Here is a 16,119-nt window from a genome sequence, read left to right as displayed (position 1 = left end):
TGCCATCTGGTAAAATTTGTAAGGTTTCTAGAAGCTGTGAGCAATGGGATCGACTCGCGTACGGATCGCAATTGACGCAATGGGAGGGGATCATGCACCCGGTGAAATCGTTGCTGGCGCATTGCGAGCAAGAGAAGAATTGGGTGTAGATATATTGTTGGTTGGCGATCCCCAACAAATAGAAGCTGCCTTGCCATCAAAAACAAGTTTAGGGCAGGTGGAGATCGTAACTGCGGAGGAAGCGATCGCAATGGATGAGGAGCCTTTAAATGCAGTTAGACGCAAACGCAAGGCTTCTATTAATGTGGCGATGGATTTAGTCAAGCAGGAAAAGGCAGATGCCGTATTTTCTGCCGGCCACTCTGGGGCAGCTATGGCATCAGCTTTGCTCCGCTTAGGACGATTGCCAGGAATCGATCGCCCAGCGATCGGGACAGTTTTCCCCACAATTATTGCTGGTAAGCCAGTGCTGGTACTTGATGTTGGCGCAAATGTAGATTGTCGCCCCAAGTTTTTAGAGCAGTTTGGCGTTATGGGATCGGCTTACAGTAAGTATGTCTTGGGTACAGCTGAACCGAAGGTGGGTTTGTTGAATATCGGTGAAGAAGACTCGAAAGGCAATGATGCAGCTGTCCGCGCCCACCAACTGCTACGCGAAAATTCCCAAATTAATTTTATTGGTAATGCTGAAGGGCGTGATGTGCTTTCTGGTCGCTTTGATGTGATTGTCTGCGATGGCTTTGTAGGTAATGTATTGTTAAAATTTGCCGAAGCCGTCGGAGAAGTGATTCTGCAAATTTTGCGGGAAGAATTACCCCAAGGATTGCACGGTCAAATCGGTTCCGCACTCTTAAAACCTAACTTGAAGCGGATTAAGCAGCGAATGGATCACGCAGAACATGGTGGTGCTTTACTGCTAGGCGTGGCAGGAGTCTGTTTTATCGGTCACGGTAGCTCCCAAGCACCTTCAATTTTTAATGCAATTCGCATGGCAAAAGAAGCTGTTGACAACCAAGTAATACAACGAATTCAGTCCCAATATATCCTAGAGCGCGAGAGCGGTTAGTCATTCGTCATTCGTCATTAGTCATTAGTCATTGGTCATTAGTCATTCGTCATTTGTAAAGGACAACTGACAACTGACATAGACGCGCCAGCGGCTTCCCGTATGGTAGGACAACTGACAAAGGACAAAGGACAAAAGACAAAGGACAAAAGACAAAAAGCTGATAGCTTGGGAGATTAAGAGTGCAAAACTTAGGCGTAGGAATCACCGGAAGCGGCTCGGCAGTACCAGCAACTTCCCTACACAACGAAACATTGAGCGAACTAGTTGAAACATCAGATGAGTGGATTGCCACAAGAACGGGAATTCGTCAACGGCGATTAGCTCTGCCATCTGAATCCTTGAGTGTACTCGCTACTGCCGCCAGCAGCCAGGCGATCGCAGCTGCGGGTATTAAACCAGAAGACCTAGACCTGATTCTGCTAGCGACTTCCACCCCTGATGATTTGTTTGGTAGTGCTTGTCAAGTACAGGCTAAATTGGGAGCTACCAACGCAGTCGCCTTTGACTTAACCGCTGCCTGCTCCGGCTTTGTGTTTGGTTTGGTTACAGCAGCCCAATACATTAGAACTGGTGTTTACAGAAATGTACTGTTGATCGGAGCAGATATCCTCTCTCGCTGGGTAGATTGGGAAGATCGGCGGACTTGTGTATTGTTTGGTGACGGTGCTGGAGCAGTGGTGTTACAAGCTGCCAAAAGCGATCGCTTATTAGGATTTGCCCTTAAAAGTGATGGTACTCAAAATCATTACCTCAACCTTGCTTATGCAGGAACTTCTCAAGAACTGCTGACTGATATAAATATCACCAAAGGCACTTACCAACCGATTACGATGAACGGCAAAGAAGTCTATCGTTTTGCTGTGCAAAAAGTGCCAGAAATAATTGATAAAGCCTTGTTTCAAGCCAATATTAGCGTCGATCAAATAGATTGGCTGATATTGCATCAAGCCAATCAGCGGATTATCGATGCCGTTGCCCAACGGCTAAACATCCCAGAACATAAAGTTATAAGTAATCTCGCCCAGTACGGCAATACCTCCGCTGCTTCCATTCCCTTAGCTTTAGATGAAGCAGTACGACAAGGTAAAATTAAACCCAATGACATCGTTGCGACATCCGGCTTTGGTGCCGGTCTTACCTGGGGCGCGGCAATCTTTCAATGGGGAAGATAAATATTTTGTCATTAGTCATTAGTCATTTGTCCTTTGTGAATGACAAATGACCAATGACAAATGACCAATGACCACTGACTATTGACAAATGACAAAAACTGCATGGGTGTTTCCCGGACAAGGTTCCCAAACGCTGGGAATGGGAATGGATTTACTAGATATACCGTCCGCTAAAGACAAGCTTGCCAAAGCTGAGGATATTTTGGGTTGGTCTGTGACTGAAATTTGTCAAACTCAAGAAGAGAAGTTATCACAGACGCTCTATACTCAGCCAAGTCTTTATGTGGTTGAAAGCATTCTTGCTGACCTGCTTCGAGAACGAGGACACCAGCCAGATTTAGTTGCTGGCCACAGCTTGGGAGAATATACTGCCCTTTATATAGCGGGTGTCTTTGAGTGGTCGGCTGGTTTATATCTGGTGAAGCGTCGTGCAGAACTCATGGATAGCGCCATCGGTGGGATGATGGCAGCTTTGATAAACTTTGACCGCGAACAGCTAGAAAAAGTCATTTCTCTAACACCTGATGTGGTGATAGCAAATGATAATAGTTCGGCTCAGGTGGTAATTTCAGGTACGACTGAGGCTGTACAAGCGGTGATGACTCAAGTTAAAGCAAAGCGTGCGCTTCCCTTAAAAGTTTCTGGAGCATTTCATTCACATTTAATAGCACCAGCAGCTGCAGAATTCCAAGACATTTTAGAATCTGTGGAATTTCAACCCGCGATTGTGCCAGTGCTGTCTAATGTCGAACCAATTCTGTCTATTGATGCTGAGATTTTGAAACAACGCCTGAACAAACAAATGACTGGTTCTGTAAGATGGCGAGAAATTTGTCTGCAATTACCAGCTAACGGTATCGAGCGAGTAATGGAAGTTGGTCCTGGTAAAGTCCTAACTGGCTTGATTAAACGTAATAGCCCTGATTTGATTTTACAAAACATCCAGAATGCTAGTGATTTACCTGTTTAACTTTTTTTAGCTTCTATTAGGTAGGGTAAAGACACGAGAATCATTATTTGCAGTGCTATCTATAACTTTGCAAGGGTACTCCTACCAACCTGTAGTGTAGCGGGATAAGGCATTGTAGGACTATTGAGGAGTTGTCACAAGGATATAATATAAGCCATCTCTCAAAAGGTCTAGCACCCTACCAACTCGTTCGCGGTTACTTACGGACATAGATTTTTTATACTAGTTTTTCTTTTAACTCAGGGCTGCTGCCTCACGATCGCTACCCACAGACAGTCCCCAGTACTTGCATCCCAAATACGGATGGTTTCATTATCACTGCCACTGACAATCCGCTGACCGTCGGGGGAAAATGCCACTAGCGCAGTTAATTTTCCAACACTGATGCAGTCTATACCACTATTACTCAGGTTTTACCCCTTACATAAATAAACTGAAAGGTCGTTTAAGATTAAGATTTACTAGACTTCTGTTCAATGATAATCATACATAAATACTTATCTTAAAATTTAGCTGACACTGCTAAAAATACATACGGTGATTGTAGAAATTAAGGCACGTCAAGCTGAATTAGACATACTATCTGGTATATAACTTAATATAGTTGTCTTGACTTAACTTGCATAAACTTGCATAATATTTAAGTTAATGCAGTTCATAGTAACTAATTAGTAAGCTTTAAAAGCTTACCTATTAAAGGTTGTGGGGTTATAGCGCAGTTGGTAGCGCACCTCAATGGCATTGAGGGGGTCAGCGGTTCGAATCCGCTTAGCTCCATTATTCAAATCTAACTACTCAAAACCGTTGTGTTGCGACAACAAGCACTAGTTGTCCAAAATGGTCATTTTATGCTTGTTGTTCTCAAAGGACAACTAATGCTTGTCAATTGTCGCACAACGGAGAGGGAAAGCAAGGGAAGGAAAAGCATAGAAGAAATGATTGCTCGATGGATCGAAGCAAATTTAAGTTAGCATTTGCCAAATTGGCATTGTATCTCTTGCAATACTGTACGGACTTCTCTGTATCTTAAGTATCCTGGCATACTCATCTGTTCTGAAACGCGGGCTTCAGACGGATATGCTTCCTGATTGTGTAAACTTAGGGCAATTTGTCGAACTTCATCGCAAGACTGCTGTACGTTTCTCAGAAGAATCGCCTTTCTATCGCTGAGGTATTTGGCAGAGATGGCATGACATAAACTTGGAAAATGCCTAAAAATAGTTCTTCTGTCGCATTCCAAACGCCTAGCAACCTCTTCCATTGATGGTGATGGGGAATCATTACTCTCAAGCACTGCTTCTAGATTTTGTTGTACTTTGTTAGCATCAAAAGACTTTGCACTTGCCCTGGTCTGAGGTTTTGATTGAAGTGGTAGTAGTCGCACTGCTTGAAAAGAATTTGCAGATTTTACTCCTTGTATTAAGAAATCCAGTAGGGAGATTTTCAGACAGTAACAAATTTGTAAAAGAGCCTTGATTGAAGGTTGATTCTCACCTTTACACCAAACCCATACCGTATTTCTGGGTATCTGAAGCTGGCGAGCAAATGCAGCTACATTTCCCTCAGCAACTTGAGATACGTAACTGCACAATGCCTTAGTAATGCTGTCTTTTAATGGCAAAGGTGTCAAATATGGGGCTTTAGCAAGCAACTCACCTACACTTTGTGCGATCCATATTTCAAACTGTAAATCATGCTCTTCTAAATTTTGGCGATCGCTTATTTGATTGTCCAATGGTATTCCAAGCCAATTCAAGTCAAGCATTTATAGCAGTATCCTGGCCGCAATCGCCAAGCCAAAACGTAATTTGTCTGACAGCAATGAGGACACTTTTGACTCAACTTTTGCTGGTGATGTGGGCAAACTTTAACTACATCCAGCGACCAAAGTAAATGCTCGAAAACTAATTGACTAGTTGCGCGTCGTTCAGCCAGCAAATTTCGGTGCATAAATGTGACATCAGGCTTTTTGAAAAAGTTTATCCGCTCCTGAATTGACTGGTCAAGTAATTCACGTGGAAATCCATATTGAATAACCATTACCATTCCTCTAAAGGTTCAAAAGTTTCATCCAAATCTACATCATCAACTTCTGGTTTAAAAGTTTCTGTTGGTTGCACTGTTAATGTTTCAGTCGCAATAGCAATAGGAGTGTCAATAGTGAGCAAACCATCTTTATCAGGCTCAATTAATTGCCCTTTAATCTGTGCATGAACTTGCTTAAGTTCTCTATCCTTCTGCCGCTGAACTTGTATAGCTTTTTTTGCTTGACGCCACGCTGGAGTAAGAGCAGCCTCTTCCATCTCGATGAACCATCATGTCGGATCGATAGCTTGGTGGATCAAAGGTCATATAGATCGCTAATACTCTTCGACTGTAAGCGTCTATTAGCAGTGTTACCCAAGCTTTTCCCATATTGGGGATCTCATTTATCTTGCTGTAATCAACGCCAAGGTTCAACATAATTGAACTGAGGAGTTCAACATCCGCCTCTGTATGGTCTATATGACCAATTTCAAAGGGACGCCGTGGGGAGGTGTTTCTTCTCGATACAGATACCAGTAAAAAGGCTCCTCTTTATAGGCAGCGCGATCGCCCATGCGCTTTTTAATTTGTTCGTGAAGAGGACGATTTCTTACTGCTTGGCGATAGGATTCATTGCTGGGAGGTTTGTATCCCTTTTGATCGCATATTTCTTTGAAAGATTCGTAGGCGTGACGGATACAAGGCTGCTTGATATTCTCGTAATTTTCTCCAATATGCTCCTCCATCAGCAATCGCACTTCTTCTGAAAGACCTTTTCTATACCAGCCCTTATTCTTATGTCTGGGAAATAGTCCAATAAAACCTTTTGTGTATATTTTTTCAGCTTTTCGGTAGCTAGCAATCCAACGTCTTTGAGTGCGATCGCATTGACGAAAGAATAAGGATTTCAGAGTGCCTCTTGGACAACTATTGCTTGTTGTCGCATAATATGGTCCCTTTTCAAGGATAAAGTGGCCGCTCTTAAAACCTGGAATCCTTATTTTTAGGTTGACAAAATTTGTACGCGATAACTTCCTTAAGCTCCGCTAACACATTTAATGGTCAGCTATTGGTTGTCAAAAGCGACAACTAATGCTTGTTGTCGTATCAAGCTTAGTTGAACAGCGATCGCTTCTGGCTGGTTGATTTCGATACGGAGATAATTTCTTTAAATTTAGGTTAATAAAAAGTTATTTATCCTTAACCACTGTTTTATAATGCCCCTTAACAACAGTATCTAGATCAAGTTACCGCAGATTTAAGGGAAAAATTTGATGAACCAGGGGCAACGTACTTTTAAATCAAGGAGATATTTGACTGAATTAGTTCAGACTTATATTGTTAAAGCTTTACACGCTGCAAGACAGTGGCGCATACAACTAATACGAAATTGGTTGTATAAGTATTCTTCGTTGGGTGTTACGTCCCTATTCTTAGTGGGAGTTAGCTTGAGTGTCGTGATGGCTGCCTGCTCTCCACGTTATATCAATAATACTGGTAATACTGGCGCAGTTTCCCAGAATGATGTAACACTAACGTTTGTTTCTTACTCAGTTACTAGCGCAGCATACCAACAGATCATTCCCAAATTTATCGAACAGTGGAAGAAAGAACATAACCAAAACGTCACTTTTAATCAAAGTTATGATGGATCGGGTTCCCAGACTCTTGCTGTGATTGACGGTAAAGAAGCTGATGTGGTACACCTGTCACTTGCCCTTGATATTAATAAACTTGTTCAGGCAGGGTTTATTCAACCTGGGTGGGAAAAAGAAGCGCCTAATGATGCAATTGTTACCAAATCTCTAGACGCGATCGCTATTCGTGAGGGTAATCCCAAAAACATCAAAACTTGGGCAGATTTGGCACGAGATGGCGTAAATGTGGTTACACCTGACCCTAGAACCTCTGGCGGTGCTCGCTGGAATTTCCTTAGTCTTTGGGGTTCTGTAACAAAAACTGGCAAAAATGAAAATCAAGCAATGGACTTTACCTCTAAAGTCTATAACAATGCACCTTTGTTACCTAAAACGGCTCGAAATGCCAGTGAACTATTCTTTAACGATAATCAAGGAGATGTTCTGCTCAACTACGAAAACGAGATGATTTTGCTAGCAAAAAATGGTAAAAAAATCTCATATATTGTACCTGATATTAATATCTCCATCGACAATCCTGTTGCTGTTGTAGATAAAAATGTTGATAAACATGGTACTCGTCCGATTGCCGAAGCATTTATCAAATTTCTTTACACTCCAGAGTCGCAAAGAGAGTTTACCAAATTAGGATTTCGTCCTGTTGACTTGACTGTTACAAAAGAAACGGAAGGCAAATTTCCTAAAATTAAAACGATCTTCAAAGCTCAAGATTTAGGAGGATGGGACGAAATTCAAAAGAAATTTTTTGATGAAGGTGCAATATTTGACAAAATTCGAGCGAAAAAGTCTTAGAATTTCTGTTATCTAATCATCTTCTCTAAAGCGATTTGCAAATCTTTTGTCAAATCGCTCACAGCTTGTTTTGACGCTTGGCGATCGCCCTGACAATTTCTGAAGCGTTCTGTAACTGAAATTGGCTCCCCCACAGTGATTTGTGCCTGTCGCAAACCTAACCGAGGTCGCCCAGGAAGTGTTGTATCTTGAATTCTAGAAAGCATATCGAATACAAGCAAAGCTGTTTCCGCAAATCGTTCCGCCGTCGGTTGTTCCTGAATATAAGTAGCTGTGATTGCAACAAAACTTTCCACTATCCGCATGTGCCGCATTCGCAAGTCGGCTTCTTCTGCAATCCAGTCTGCCAAACCGCGTTTGAAAGGTGCTAAAGCATTGATATCTGGCAAATCGTCTCGGTAAATGTAACTCCAGCCAGCCTCTTCTAAACGGCGACAACGGTCAATAAAATTACCCTGCACTTGAACTCCAAAATATTGCTCGGCAACTTGTAAAGCCTTATCTAGTAGGCGATGGAGTCGGGCAATTAATACCTGATTAGCACTAGCAGATTCATCAGTTGAGATGGTTTTTGGAATGTCTTGATGATAGAAGCGACGATAAAACTCTTCCATCTCGGTAATCAGATATTCAGCCAACCTACAGAGGCGTTGATAGTAAATCTCTTCGCTATTGCCCGAATCAGTTTCCAAAACTTTCAAGCCACTATCAGCTTCTAACTTACTCAACAGCCAATCCAGTTTAGACCAAGGTGGCTCAACGTAGCGATACTGGATGGCGATCGGTACAACGATCGCAGTCTCAGAACGGTTAGCTTTTTCTAAGTCTTCTACACACCAGAACGCCATTTGAGCAACACCAGGTTCTAAGGGGCTAACAATGCCACTATGACCATTAGTACCGCCTTCCGGTGCCACTGCGATCGGTAGTGCGCCATTAACAAACAACTCCCGTGCATTTTGGATAGCTTGCCGATCTAGTCGCCTACCACGACGAACCGGCACACCCCCCAGCAGAGAGAACAGCCAACCTAGCCACTTTCCAGCCCAAACTGTCATACCTCGGTCATAAAGAAAATAGCTGTGAACCAGGGATTTTAATGTAATACCTTTTTGACGAGCAACTTGTGGCACAATCCGAGAAAGCAAATACAGCATACAGAGGGGATCTTCTACCTCTGGGTGGCGAAATGCCAACAAAAAGCGAATTTTTCCAGCCTGAAATTGTTGATAGAGTTCAGCTAATACTTCAACATTCGTGGCTTCAATCTTGACAATCCCAGCCGGGAGCCAAGGGCGAGTGCGAAACCGTAGTGCGATCGGCAGTAACCACCGAACAATCTGGAGTACCAAAGGATTCAACCGTTGGGGAATAAATTTTAGTGGTGGTTGTGTAGACTGAATCGATCTAGGCAAGTTGCTCTCCAGATTGTATTTCTAGCGATTGTACAACGTGGGGTCTTGGTTTTGCATAAACCCGTAACCTCTTGTCGTCAAACCTTTCAATCACCACGTTTCACCTCTCGGTTACTCAGCACTTCTAAACTTTTCAACGATAGATCGTTGGATTAAAAATTAGTTTGCATGTTTAGGAAAATTCCGGAATAGATAGCCAAACACTGCTAAGTTCAACAAAAAAACGAATATTTTTATCAGAGATATTCCCTGAATCAATTCATAAATTTCTGGTGGAATACTGATACTGACAAGTCCCAACACCAAGACATGCGCCCAACGCTTTTCGTACCATAAACCAACAGCTTCAATAGTAGTAACAATAGCATAGATTCCGGTTCCGATACCGCTAAATGCCAGAGTTCTAGGATTTAAGTTGACAACTTTTTTTAAAAGCCAATCAATAATTATCGATTTACCTTCTAAAACATAATTTTCTGAAAACGCCTGTAGAATTTGATAATTTTTTAATGTCAATAATAAAGCGATCGAAGTAACCATAAGCAGCAAGGCGGCAAATGATTTGTAAATAACAATTGCCACTAACCCCAATGGACGCTTTTCCAAACAACCCCCTAAGTATAGATAAGTCAAATTTTGAATGAGCAAGATTACCTGAGTGCTGTCAAGTGAGAGTTTACCTCCTTATCCAGAGATTCTTTTAACTAAGTACGGTTTTGAATCAGTGCAATGGATGCATACCATAAATTCCTCTCCCCGAAGCCCTTGCCTAGCAAGGGAAACAACCCCATGTTTTGATAATGAATGGGGTTTTAATTAATTTGAATCTGCGTAGGCGAGCAGAAATCGCAAGCATCGCACACTTTAATCAAACATTCCCAATGGAGGTTAGCGGACTCGAACCGCTGACATCCTGCTTGCAAAGCAGGCGCTCTACCAACTGAGCTAAACCCCCATAAACTTAAAATAGTAGATAACTTTGATTACCGTTGTTATTGTAACTTATATTGTTCTATTACCAAAGGGATGAAGCCAGAAAATATCCAAGTTGTTGCAGCACTGTATAAATTTGTGAAGCTGCCAGATTTTGCCGAAAAACGAGATTCTCTGCTGTCTTACTGCCAAGCACAAGGTGTCAAGGGGACGATTTTGCTGGCACTTGAAGGGATTAACGGTACAATTGCTGGTTCGCGTCAGGCCATTGACTCAGTTCTCTGGTTTCTGCGTTCTGACCCCCGTCTAGCAGACTTAGAATCCAAAGAGTCCTATACCGAAACTCCACCTTTTGAGCGGATGAAGGTGCGGTTGAAGCAAGAAATTGTTACTTTGGGGTTGCCAGAAATTGACCCAAACGAGCAAGTTGGCATCTATGTCAATCCCCAAGAATGGAATGATTTAATTTCCAATCCAGAAGTAACCGTGATTGACACCCGCAATGATTATGAGGTGAATATCGGTACTTTCCAAGGGGCAGAAAATCCCCAAACTGAATCATTCCGCGAATTTCCTGATTATGTGCGCCACCATCTCGACCCAACCAAACACAAAAAGGTTGCTCTCTTTTGTACAGGCGGCATTCGCTGCGAAAAAGCTTCATCCTTTATGCTTGCCCAAGGCTTTGCAGAAGTCTATCATCTCAAGGGGGGCATTCTTAAGTATTTGCAAGAAGTTCCAGCACAAGAAAGTTTATGGGAAGGAGAATGTTTTGTTTTTGATGAGCGGATAGCCGTTAGTCATGGGTTGGAGAAAGGAAGTTATGAGTTGTGCCTCTGTTGTGGGCGTCCGATTTCTGAGGAAGATAAAGTGTCTTCTAAATATGAGCAAGGTATTTCCTGTCCTTATTGTTTTGATAGCCTCACCGAGGAGAAAAGAGCGCGTCAGCAGGAAAAATGGCGCCATTACCAAACCCAAGTTGGCAACAAAAATCAGGATGTGAGTTGAAGAAGAATTTATAAATCATGATTCAGAATTTAAGGGCAAAATTACTGTAAATGTAGTACCAATTCCAACTTCACTTGTGACACTGATTTGGCCCTGATGAGCATCAACGCATCTTTTAACGATTACTAACCCCAATCCAGTACCCTGAATTGATTTGACATTTGAAGCTCGGTAGAATGATTCAAACAGTCGAGCTTGGTCTGCTTCGGGAATACCCATACCCCGATCTTGAATGTAAAAAGTTGCTACTTTCTCAATTGGGTCACATATTAAATCAAACTGAATCTTGCCACCTTGGGGAGAATATTTAACCGCATTTGAGAGAAGATTTCCAAATAGGTAATGTAAGAGTCCTTCATCCATGACAGCCGATGTATTCTCACTATGACAGGTAAAAACAATTTCACACATACTGCTTTTAACCATCAAAAAATCTTCGAGTAACTCTCGACAAAATTGCTCTAAGTTAAGGGGAGCAGGGTTGAATATGAGTTTTTCTGCTTCTGCTCTACCCATAAATAGCACTTCTTCCATGAGTTGTTCCATAGATTGGACAGCACCTTGAATTCGTTTTAAATATATGCCTCTTTTTGTATCTGTCAAATTTGCTCCTTGCATTTCCATGAGTTCTACTGCGGTTTGAACAACAGTTAGAGGATTACGGAACTCATGAGATACGGTAGAGATAAATAGAGACTTGAGACGGTTAAGTTCTTGCTCCTTCTGTAATGCTTGCTCTAGCAATTTTGTTTGATATCGTTCGCTAAGATCCCAAAAAACAACTACTACACCATTTATCTGGTCAGTTCCTCGCTTCAGTGGTGAAGCGCTATCGCCAATGGGGACTCTTTTACCGTTTTTTGTAATCAGAGATGTGAATTCCCCTAAATAAACAACCTGTTGCTCGCGCAGCACTTTTGTCACAGGATTTTCTAATGTAGCCTCTGTAACTTCATTGACAATATGAAAAATCTTCGCCGCCTCATTTCCTAAAGCATCTTTTTGCTGCCAACCAGTCAGCGTCTCAGCCGCAGGATTCATAAATGTTATTTTTCCCTGCTCATTTGCGGCAATTACAGCATCACTCATTGAGTTTAAAAGGGTTGCTAACTGATCTCGATTTTCCCGCAGTTCGCGTTCTAACCGATGTTTTAACAGACCAATCTCGATCGCAATTTTTAAATCTTTTGTAGTAAATGGTTTAACGATGTATCCGAAAGGTTGGGTAATTTTGGCTCTTTCTAAAGTATGATCGTCGCCATAAGCGGTTAAATAAATTATAGGTACATCTAACTGCTCGCGAATCTGAGTGGCGGTAGCAATACCGTCCATATCACCTTTGAGAATAATATCCATTAATACTAGTTCTGGTTGAGTTTCCGATGCCTTGGCAATGGCAACTTTTCCAGATGAAGCTGTACCCGTAACAATGTATCCTAGCTGACTGAGTTGATTAGCAATAGTTCTAGCTACAATCACTTCATCTTCAACGACTAAAATCCTAGCTTGACCCATTTGATATTTACTGATGCAAAGTTAACTGCGTGAATTTAATTTTGAATACTGTTCCACGATCGCGTTCTAGAGTAATATCGCCTTCTAGTTGTTCTGTAACCAAGTCATGTACTAACGACAGACCCAAAGAATCAGTATTTCTCCAATCTAAATTATCTGGTAAACCAATCCCATTATCTCGGATAGTCATCTCGATACTATTGCCAATATTGTGTAAAGCAATACTGATTGTGCCTACTTGTTGATTGGGAAAAGCGTGTTTGAGGGCATTGGAGATTAATTCGTTAATCACCAATCCACAGGCAATAGCTTGATCGACATTCAAGCTTACTGAATCTATATCAGTTTCTAGACCAATTTTACCAGGGCATATTTGATAGGAAATTAGCAAGCTAGCTGCTAAATTACTGATATAGTCAGCGACATCAATTTGCCCGATATTAGCGGAAGTATATAAATTTTTGTGAATTAAAGATATTGACTCAATTCGATTTTGACTTTCTCGAAGAACTTTGATTATTTCTGGATCTTTGAGTGTTTGAGACTGAAGTTGTAATAAACTGGAGACAATTTGCAAATTATTTTTAACTCGATGATGAACTTCTTTTAAAAGAACTTCTTTTTCAGCTAAGGCTGTTTTTAACTTTATTTGCGCTTTTTGTCTTTGAACAAGTTCCGTTTGAGCTTGCGCTAAGATGCTGGATTGTTGAATTGCGATCGCTAATTGGACTGTCACTTGATCGAGCAAATCTAATTGATTTTCTTCCCACTCCCGAAAACCAGAGCATTGGTGAGCAATCAGTAAACCCCAAATGTGAGAGCCAGAGTTTTGAGAGCTTACTTCTAGTAAAATCGGCACAACTAAATTTGCTTTCACCTCAAATTGTTCTAATAGGCGAATATGGCAATCAGTTAGTCCAGCTTCATAAATATTAGCGATCGCTCGTTTGCGTCCCTGATAATATTCAAATCCTGCACCTGTTTGAAAACACGTATCAGGAATCTCTACACCTAAAGAAACCGTCCATCCGGGTTCCACTGATTCTGCCATAATTGTGCCGATCATCTCGGAGTTAAATTGATAAACTACTACTCGAGCAACCCCAAGTAAATCTCGTACTTCTTGAACTGTTGCATTCAAAATATCTTGAAGATTCAATGATTGACGAATCCGTTGAGCAACAGTTCGCATCAATTGCTCCCGTTCGGCTTGGGCTTTTAGAGCTAGTTCAGTTTGCTTACGTTCTGTGATATCTTGCCCAATACCGATAATTTGACCATTTGAAAGGCAAACATTAGTCCAAGACGTATCCAATAAACGACCATCACGCATCTGAGTTATAAAGTCGCCCCAAATGCGTTGTGCAGACTGCATATAACTAATTACATACTGCCGATATTCAGGATTAGGGTATAGTGCTTCCAATACATCACGAGTTTGGAAATCTTGAAATTTCCAACCAAGAATATTTTCCCATTCTTGGTTTACCCACTGGAGTTCACCATTAGCATTGATCAAAGCAATCATCAATGGTATACTTTCAAAAATGATTCGCAAAAACTCATTTTGTTCTTGGAGTTTGGTTTCGGCATTTTTGCGGTCATTAATATCATTAAATACTGTTAAAATGGCTGATTCATTGTTAAAAACTAAATATTGTAAAGAAGCGATCGCCCAAAAATAAGTTCCATCTGCTTTTTTTAATTGCAGTTCATAATTATGAATAAAACCTTGTTGATTAAGAACTATTAACAGTGCTTCTAAATCTGTAAAATTATGATACAAATCTACAATTTTTTTGCGATTAACTAAATACTCTGGAGAAAACTGAAATGTTTGAAACAACTCTGTATTAGCGTATAAAATCAACCCATCAGACACACGCGAAATAATGAATGGAACAGGAATAGCTTCAGAAATAACTCGAAATCTAGCTTCACTTTGTTGAAGAGTTCTTTCTATTTGTTTGTGTTCTGTGATATCTCGTATATGAACTAATCGAGCCTTATAACTGCCATAGTCTATTGTCTGTGTGAAAATTTCAACATCAATAATCTGTCTATCTTTTCGCTGATGTCGCCATCGTCCAGTAAAGTCCAAGCTAGAATGCTTTTGTCGTAAATATTCAAGCAAGAGAGGCACATCTTCTGAAGGGCGAATGTCAGTTATTCGCATTTGTAAGAACTCTTCTCGTGAGTAGCCGTAGTGAAAAATAGCAGCTTCATTTACATCTAAAAATTGCAGATTATTCTGGTTATATACCCACATAGGATTGGGATTTTTAGAGAAAAGTAAATTAAAACTTCTTTGGCTTTCATTCATTTTCAGAAAATAGCATTAGTGGCGTTGTGATAAAAGTTTTTATTACCTACTAAAATTTAATGAGTTTAAATCTAAAATAATAATAATAATTTTTTAGCAAATTTTTTTTTTACGATCCAATGTTTTGCTGATTCAGAATTTCATCTATAAGCTCTTTGATATTTAGTTAGGGATAAAAAATTGGTCTGTACTCAAAGAGACTTCCTACAGAGGTACATATCGGTTCAATATTTATGTAAATCTCGCAGTGTAAAATATGTCTGATAGTTTACACTAAGAAAATATCACTTGCACAGCGAGGGGGAAGATAAAATAGCCTGAAATGCCTACATACTAAAGAATGTGGCAATTTATGATAAAACAACAAAGAGTCTTCATTCGCAATAAGTATTATTTAATGATAAAATTGTCTGGATTTTACGAAAAACACCTGAAATAGGAACTTGGACTTGCCGAATATTTAATACTAAAAATCCTGATTAATTTATTACAATCTATAAAAACTGTCAGCATAGAAGCATTGGCTAGGGCTTTACCATAGCAATACTTGATGAAATTAGAAGCAAGAAAATTCAACGGTTTTGATCTTCAAATTATATAAATATTGAAGAAATATGGTTCCTTATAGTGAAAAATTGGCTAGAAATATATATATTTTTGCTTAACTCAAGTCGTTTACGTAGTAATTGACAGAACTAATTAGGGATGCGTCAATTTATTATTGTTGAAGAAGAATTCAGAAGTCAGAAGTCAGAATCAAGACGCCCGTTCGCTCTTAGCGTCTCCCCTTCTCTACGAGACGCTACGCGAAGGGAGAAGAGTCGCTAACGCAACGCTTACAGTCGGGCATTCAGACCCGCAACTTTCTTGTTGACCACCAAATTTTCTTGTTTTGTGGGGGTCTTAAACGCTGATTATTCAGACGCTCACAGACTCGCTAACGCTGCACTATCCGCCAGCGATGCACTGAGTCGGTTGTTGTGTCATACAGAATACCCAACTGAATTCTGACTCCTGAATTCTGTTCGATAAGTGATGTCTATTCCTATATATTTTAAATTGTTAGGAAAAGTGGGTTAAAGCAACTTGTAATTCCTATACATTAAAACAAAAAGCGCTCTCCATAAAAGGAGAGCGCTTTTTGATTTAGCTAAACTTCAGAATTAACCGTTGATAGCAGGAGCAGTTAGAGCTACAGGAGCAGAATCGCCAGCAGCCAAATCGAGAGGGAAGTTGTGA

14 protein-coding genes, 2 tRNA genes and 1 pseudogene are annotated in these 16,119 nt (G+C 40.7%); 6 read left to right on the top strand and 11 right to left on the bottom strand.

The genetic code is table 11. The annotated features are described in order from the left end of the window. Positions 1-43: 43 nt before the first annotated feature. The 3 genes from plsX to fabD all read left to right on the top strand — a co-directional run bounded on the left by plsX (position 44) and on the right by fabD (position 3,211). Positions 44-1,066 carry a phosphate acyltransferase PlsX gene (gene plsX, locus V7K53_RS10745; RefSeq protein ID WP_289796733.1) on the top strand — a complete coding sequence of 341 codons (1,023 nt, stop codon included), beginning with the start codon at positions 44-46 and terminating at the stop codon, positions 1,064-1,066. A 182-nt stretch (positions 1,067-1,248) separates the two neighbouring features. Then, positions 1,249-2,241, top strand: a complete 993-nt coding sequence (locus V7K53_RS10740) for a beta-ketoacyl-ACP synthase 3 (protein ID WP_335197498.1) — start codon at positions 1,249-1,251, stop codon at positions 2,239-2,241. Between the two features lie 88 nt (positions 2,242-2,329). Then, a complete protein-coding gene (gene fabD / locus V7K53_RS10735; RefSeq protein ID WP_335197497.1) occupies positions 2,330-3,211 on the top strand; it encodes an ACP S-malonyltransferase in 882 nt (293 codons plus the stop codon). 239 nt (positions 3,212-3,450) lie between these two features. Here fabD and V7K53_RS10730 read toward each other — a convergent pair whose 3' ends face one another. Further along, entirely contained in the window at positions 3,451-3,570 is a 120-nt protein-coding gene (locus tag V7K53_RS10730) for a hypothetical protein (RefSeq protein WP_335197495.1), read from the bottom strand. Positions 3,571-3,915: 345 nt separating this feature from the next. Here V7K53_RS10730 and V7K53_RS10725 point away from each other — a divergent pair. After that, positions 3,916-3,988 (top strand) — tRNA-Ala (locus tag V7K53_RS10725). Positions 3,989-4,178: 190 nt separating this feature from the next. On the opposite strand, the gene V7K53_RS10720 is transcribed toward V7K53_RS10725, so the two are convergent. The 4 genes from V7K53_RS10720 to V7K53_RS10705 form a co-directional block, all read right to left on the bottom strand. Further along, entirely contained in the window at positions 4,179-4,946 is a 768-nt protein-coding gene (locus V7K53_RS10720) for a hypothetical protein (protein ID WP_335197494.1), read from the bottom strand. A 17-nt stretch (positions 4,947-4,963) separates the two neighbouring features. Beyond that, positions 4,964-5,251 (bottom strand): hypothetical protein, encoded by a 288-nt coding sequence (locus V7K53_RS10715; RefSeq protein WP_335197493.1) that lies wholly within the window; start codon positions 5,249-5,251, stop codon positions 4,964-4,966. Next, on the bottom strand, positions 5,251-5,514 hold the full coding sequence (locus V7K53_RS10710) for a hypothetical protein (protein WP_335197491.1): 264 nt from the start codon (positions 5,512-5,514) through the stop codon (positions 5,251-5,253). The genes V7K53_RS10715 and V7K53_RS10710 overlap by 1 nt, the downstream gene beginning before the upstream one ends. A gap of 198 nt (positions 5,515-5,712) precedes the next feature. Then, complete coding sequence (locus tag V7K53_RS10705) at positions 5,713-5,982, bottom strand: DNA-binding domain-containing protein (RefSeq protein WP_335197490.1); 270 nt, start codon at positions 5,980-5,982, stop codon at positions 5,713-5,715. 528 nt (positions 5,983-6,510) lie between these two features. On the opposite strand from V7K53_RS10705, the gene V7K53_RS10700 reads away from it, so the two are divergent. After that, positions 6,511-7,686, top strand: a complete 1,176-nt coding sequence (locus V7K53_RS10700; RefSeq protein ID WP_442940480.1) for a sulfate ABC transporter substrate-binding protein — start codon at positions 6,511-6,513, stop codon at positions 7,684-7,686. A gap of 8 nt (positions 7,687-7,694) precedes the next feature. Here V7K53_RS10700 and V7K53_RS10695 read toward each other — a convergent pair whose 3' ends face one another. From V7K53_RS10695 to V7K53_RS10685, 3 genes are all read right to left on the bottom strand, one after another. After that, complete coding sequence (locus V7K53_RS10695) at positions 7,695-9,101, bottom strand: lysophospholipid acyltransferase family protein (RefSeq protein WP_335197488.1); 1,407 nt, start codon at positions 9,099-9,101, stop codon at positions 7,695-7,697. Positions 9,102-9,260: 159 nt separating this feature from the next. After that, positions 9,261-9,707, bottom strand: a complete 447-nt coding sequence (locus V7K53_RS10690; protein ID WP_335197487.1) for a DUF2127 domain-containing protein — start codon at positions 9,705-9,707, stop codon at positions 9,261-9,263. Between the two features lie 276 nt (positions 9,708-9,983). Continuing rightward, positions 9,984-10,056: transfer RNA gene (locus V7K53_RS10685), tRNA-Ala, on the bottom strand. A gap of 71 nt (positions 10,057-10,127) precedes the next feature. Here V7K53_RS10685 and trhO point away from each other — a divergent pair. Next, a complete protein-coding gene (gene trhO, locus V7K53_RS10680) occupies positions 10,128-11,042 on the top strand; it encodes an oxygen-dependent tRNA uridine(34) hydroxylase TrhO (RefSeq protein WP_335197485.1) in 915 nt (304 codons plus the stop codon). 15 nt (positions 11,043-11,057) lie between these two features. Here the strand turns inward: trhO and V7K53_RS10675 are convergent, their stop codons facing one another. From V7K53_RS10675 to V7K53_RS10665, 3 genes and pseudogenes are all read right to left on the bottom strand, one after another. Beyond that, on the bottom strand, positions 11,058-12,557 hold the full coding sequence (locus V7K53_RS10675) for a hybrid sensor histidine kinase/response regulator (RefSeq protein WP_335197484.1): 1,500 nt from the start codon (positions 12,555-12,557) through the stop codon (positions 11,058-11,060). Positions 12,558-12,564: 7 nt separating this feature from the next. Beyond that, positions 12,565-14,880: a PAS domain S-box protein gene (locus V7K53_RS10670; protein ID WP_335197483.1), complete on the bottom strand. Its 2,316-nt coding sequence runs from the start codon at positions 14,878-14,880 to the stop codon at positions 12,565-12,567. Between the two features lie 1,163 nt (positions 14,881-16,043). Then, positions 16,044-16,119: pseudogene (locus tag V7K53_RS10665) on the bottom strand (photosystem II protein D1); the annotation flags it as partial.

The sequence above is a fragment of the Nostoc sp. genome (assembly GCF_036917355.1).
In the GTDB taxonomy this organism is placed as follows: Bacteria; Cyanobacteriota; Cyanobacteriia; order Cyanobacteriales; family Nostocaceae; genus Nostoc.
This window is presented reverse-complemented; position numbering and strand designations above follow the sequence as displayed.

Coding starts and splice junctions, on each gene's coding strand:
- V7K53_RS10705 (WP_335197490.1), bottom strand. CDS start 5,982: ATGGAGGAGCATATTGGAGAAAATTACGAGAATATCAAGCAGCCTTGT.
- V7K53_RS10715 (WP_335197493.1), bottom strand. CDS start 5,251: ATGGTTATTCAATATGGATTTCCACGTGAATTACTTGACCAGTCAATT.
- V7K53_RS10670 (WP_335197483.1), bottom strand. CDS start 14,880: ATGAATGAAAGCCAAAGAAGTTTTAATTTACTTTTCTCTAAAAATCCC.
- V7K53_RS10675 (WP_335197484.1), bottom strand. CDS start 12,557: ATGGGTCAAGCTAGGATTTTAGTCGTTGAAGATGAAGTGATTGTAGCT.
- trhO (WP_335197485.1), top strand. CDS start 10,128: ATGAAGCCAGAAAATATCCAAGTTGTTGCAGCACTGTATAAATTTGTG.
- fabD (WP_335197497.1), top strand. CDS start 2,330: ATGACAAAAACTGCATGGGTGTTTCCCGGACAAGGTTCCCAAACGCTG.
- plsX (WP_289796733.1), top strand. CDS start 44: ATGGGATCGACTCGCGTACGGATCGCAATTGACGCAATGGGAGGGGAT.
- V7K53_RS10710 (WP_335197491.1), bottom strand. CDS start 5,514: ATGGAAGAGGCTGCTCTTACTCCAGCGTGGCGTCAAGCAAAAAAAGCT.
- V7K53_RS10700 (WP_442940480.1), top strand. CDS start 6,511: ATGAACCAGGGGCAACGTACTTTTAAATCAAGGAGATATTTGACTGAA.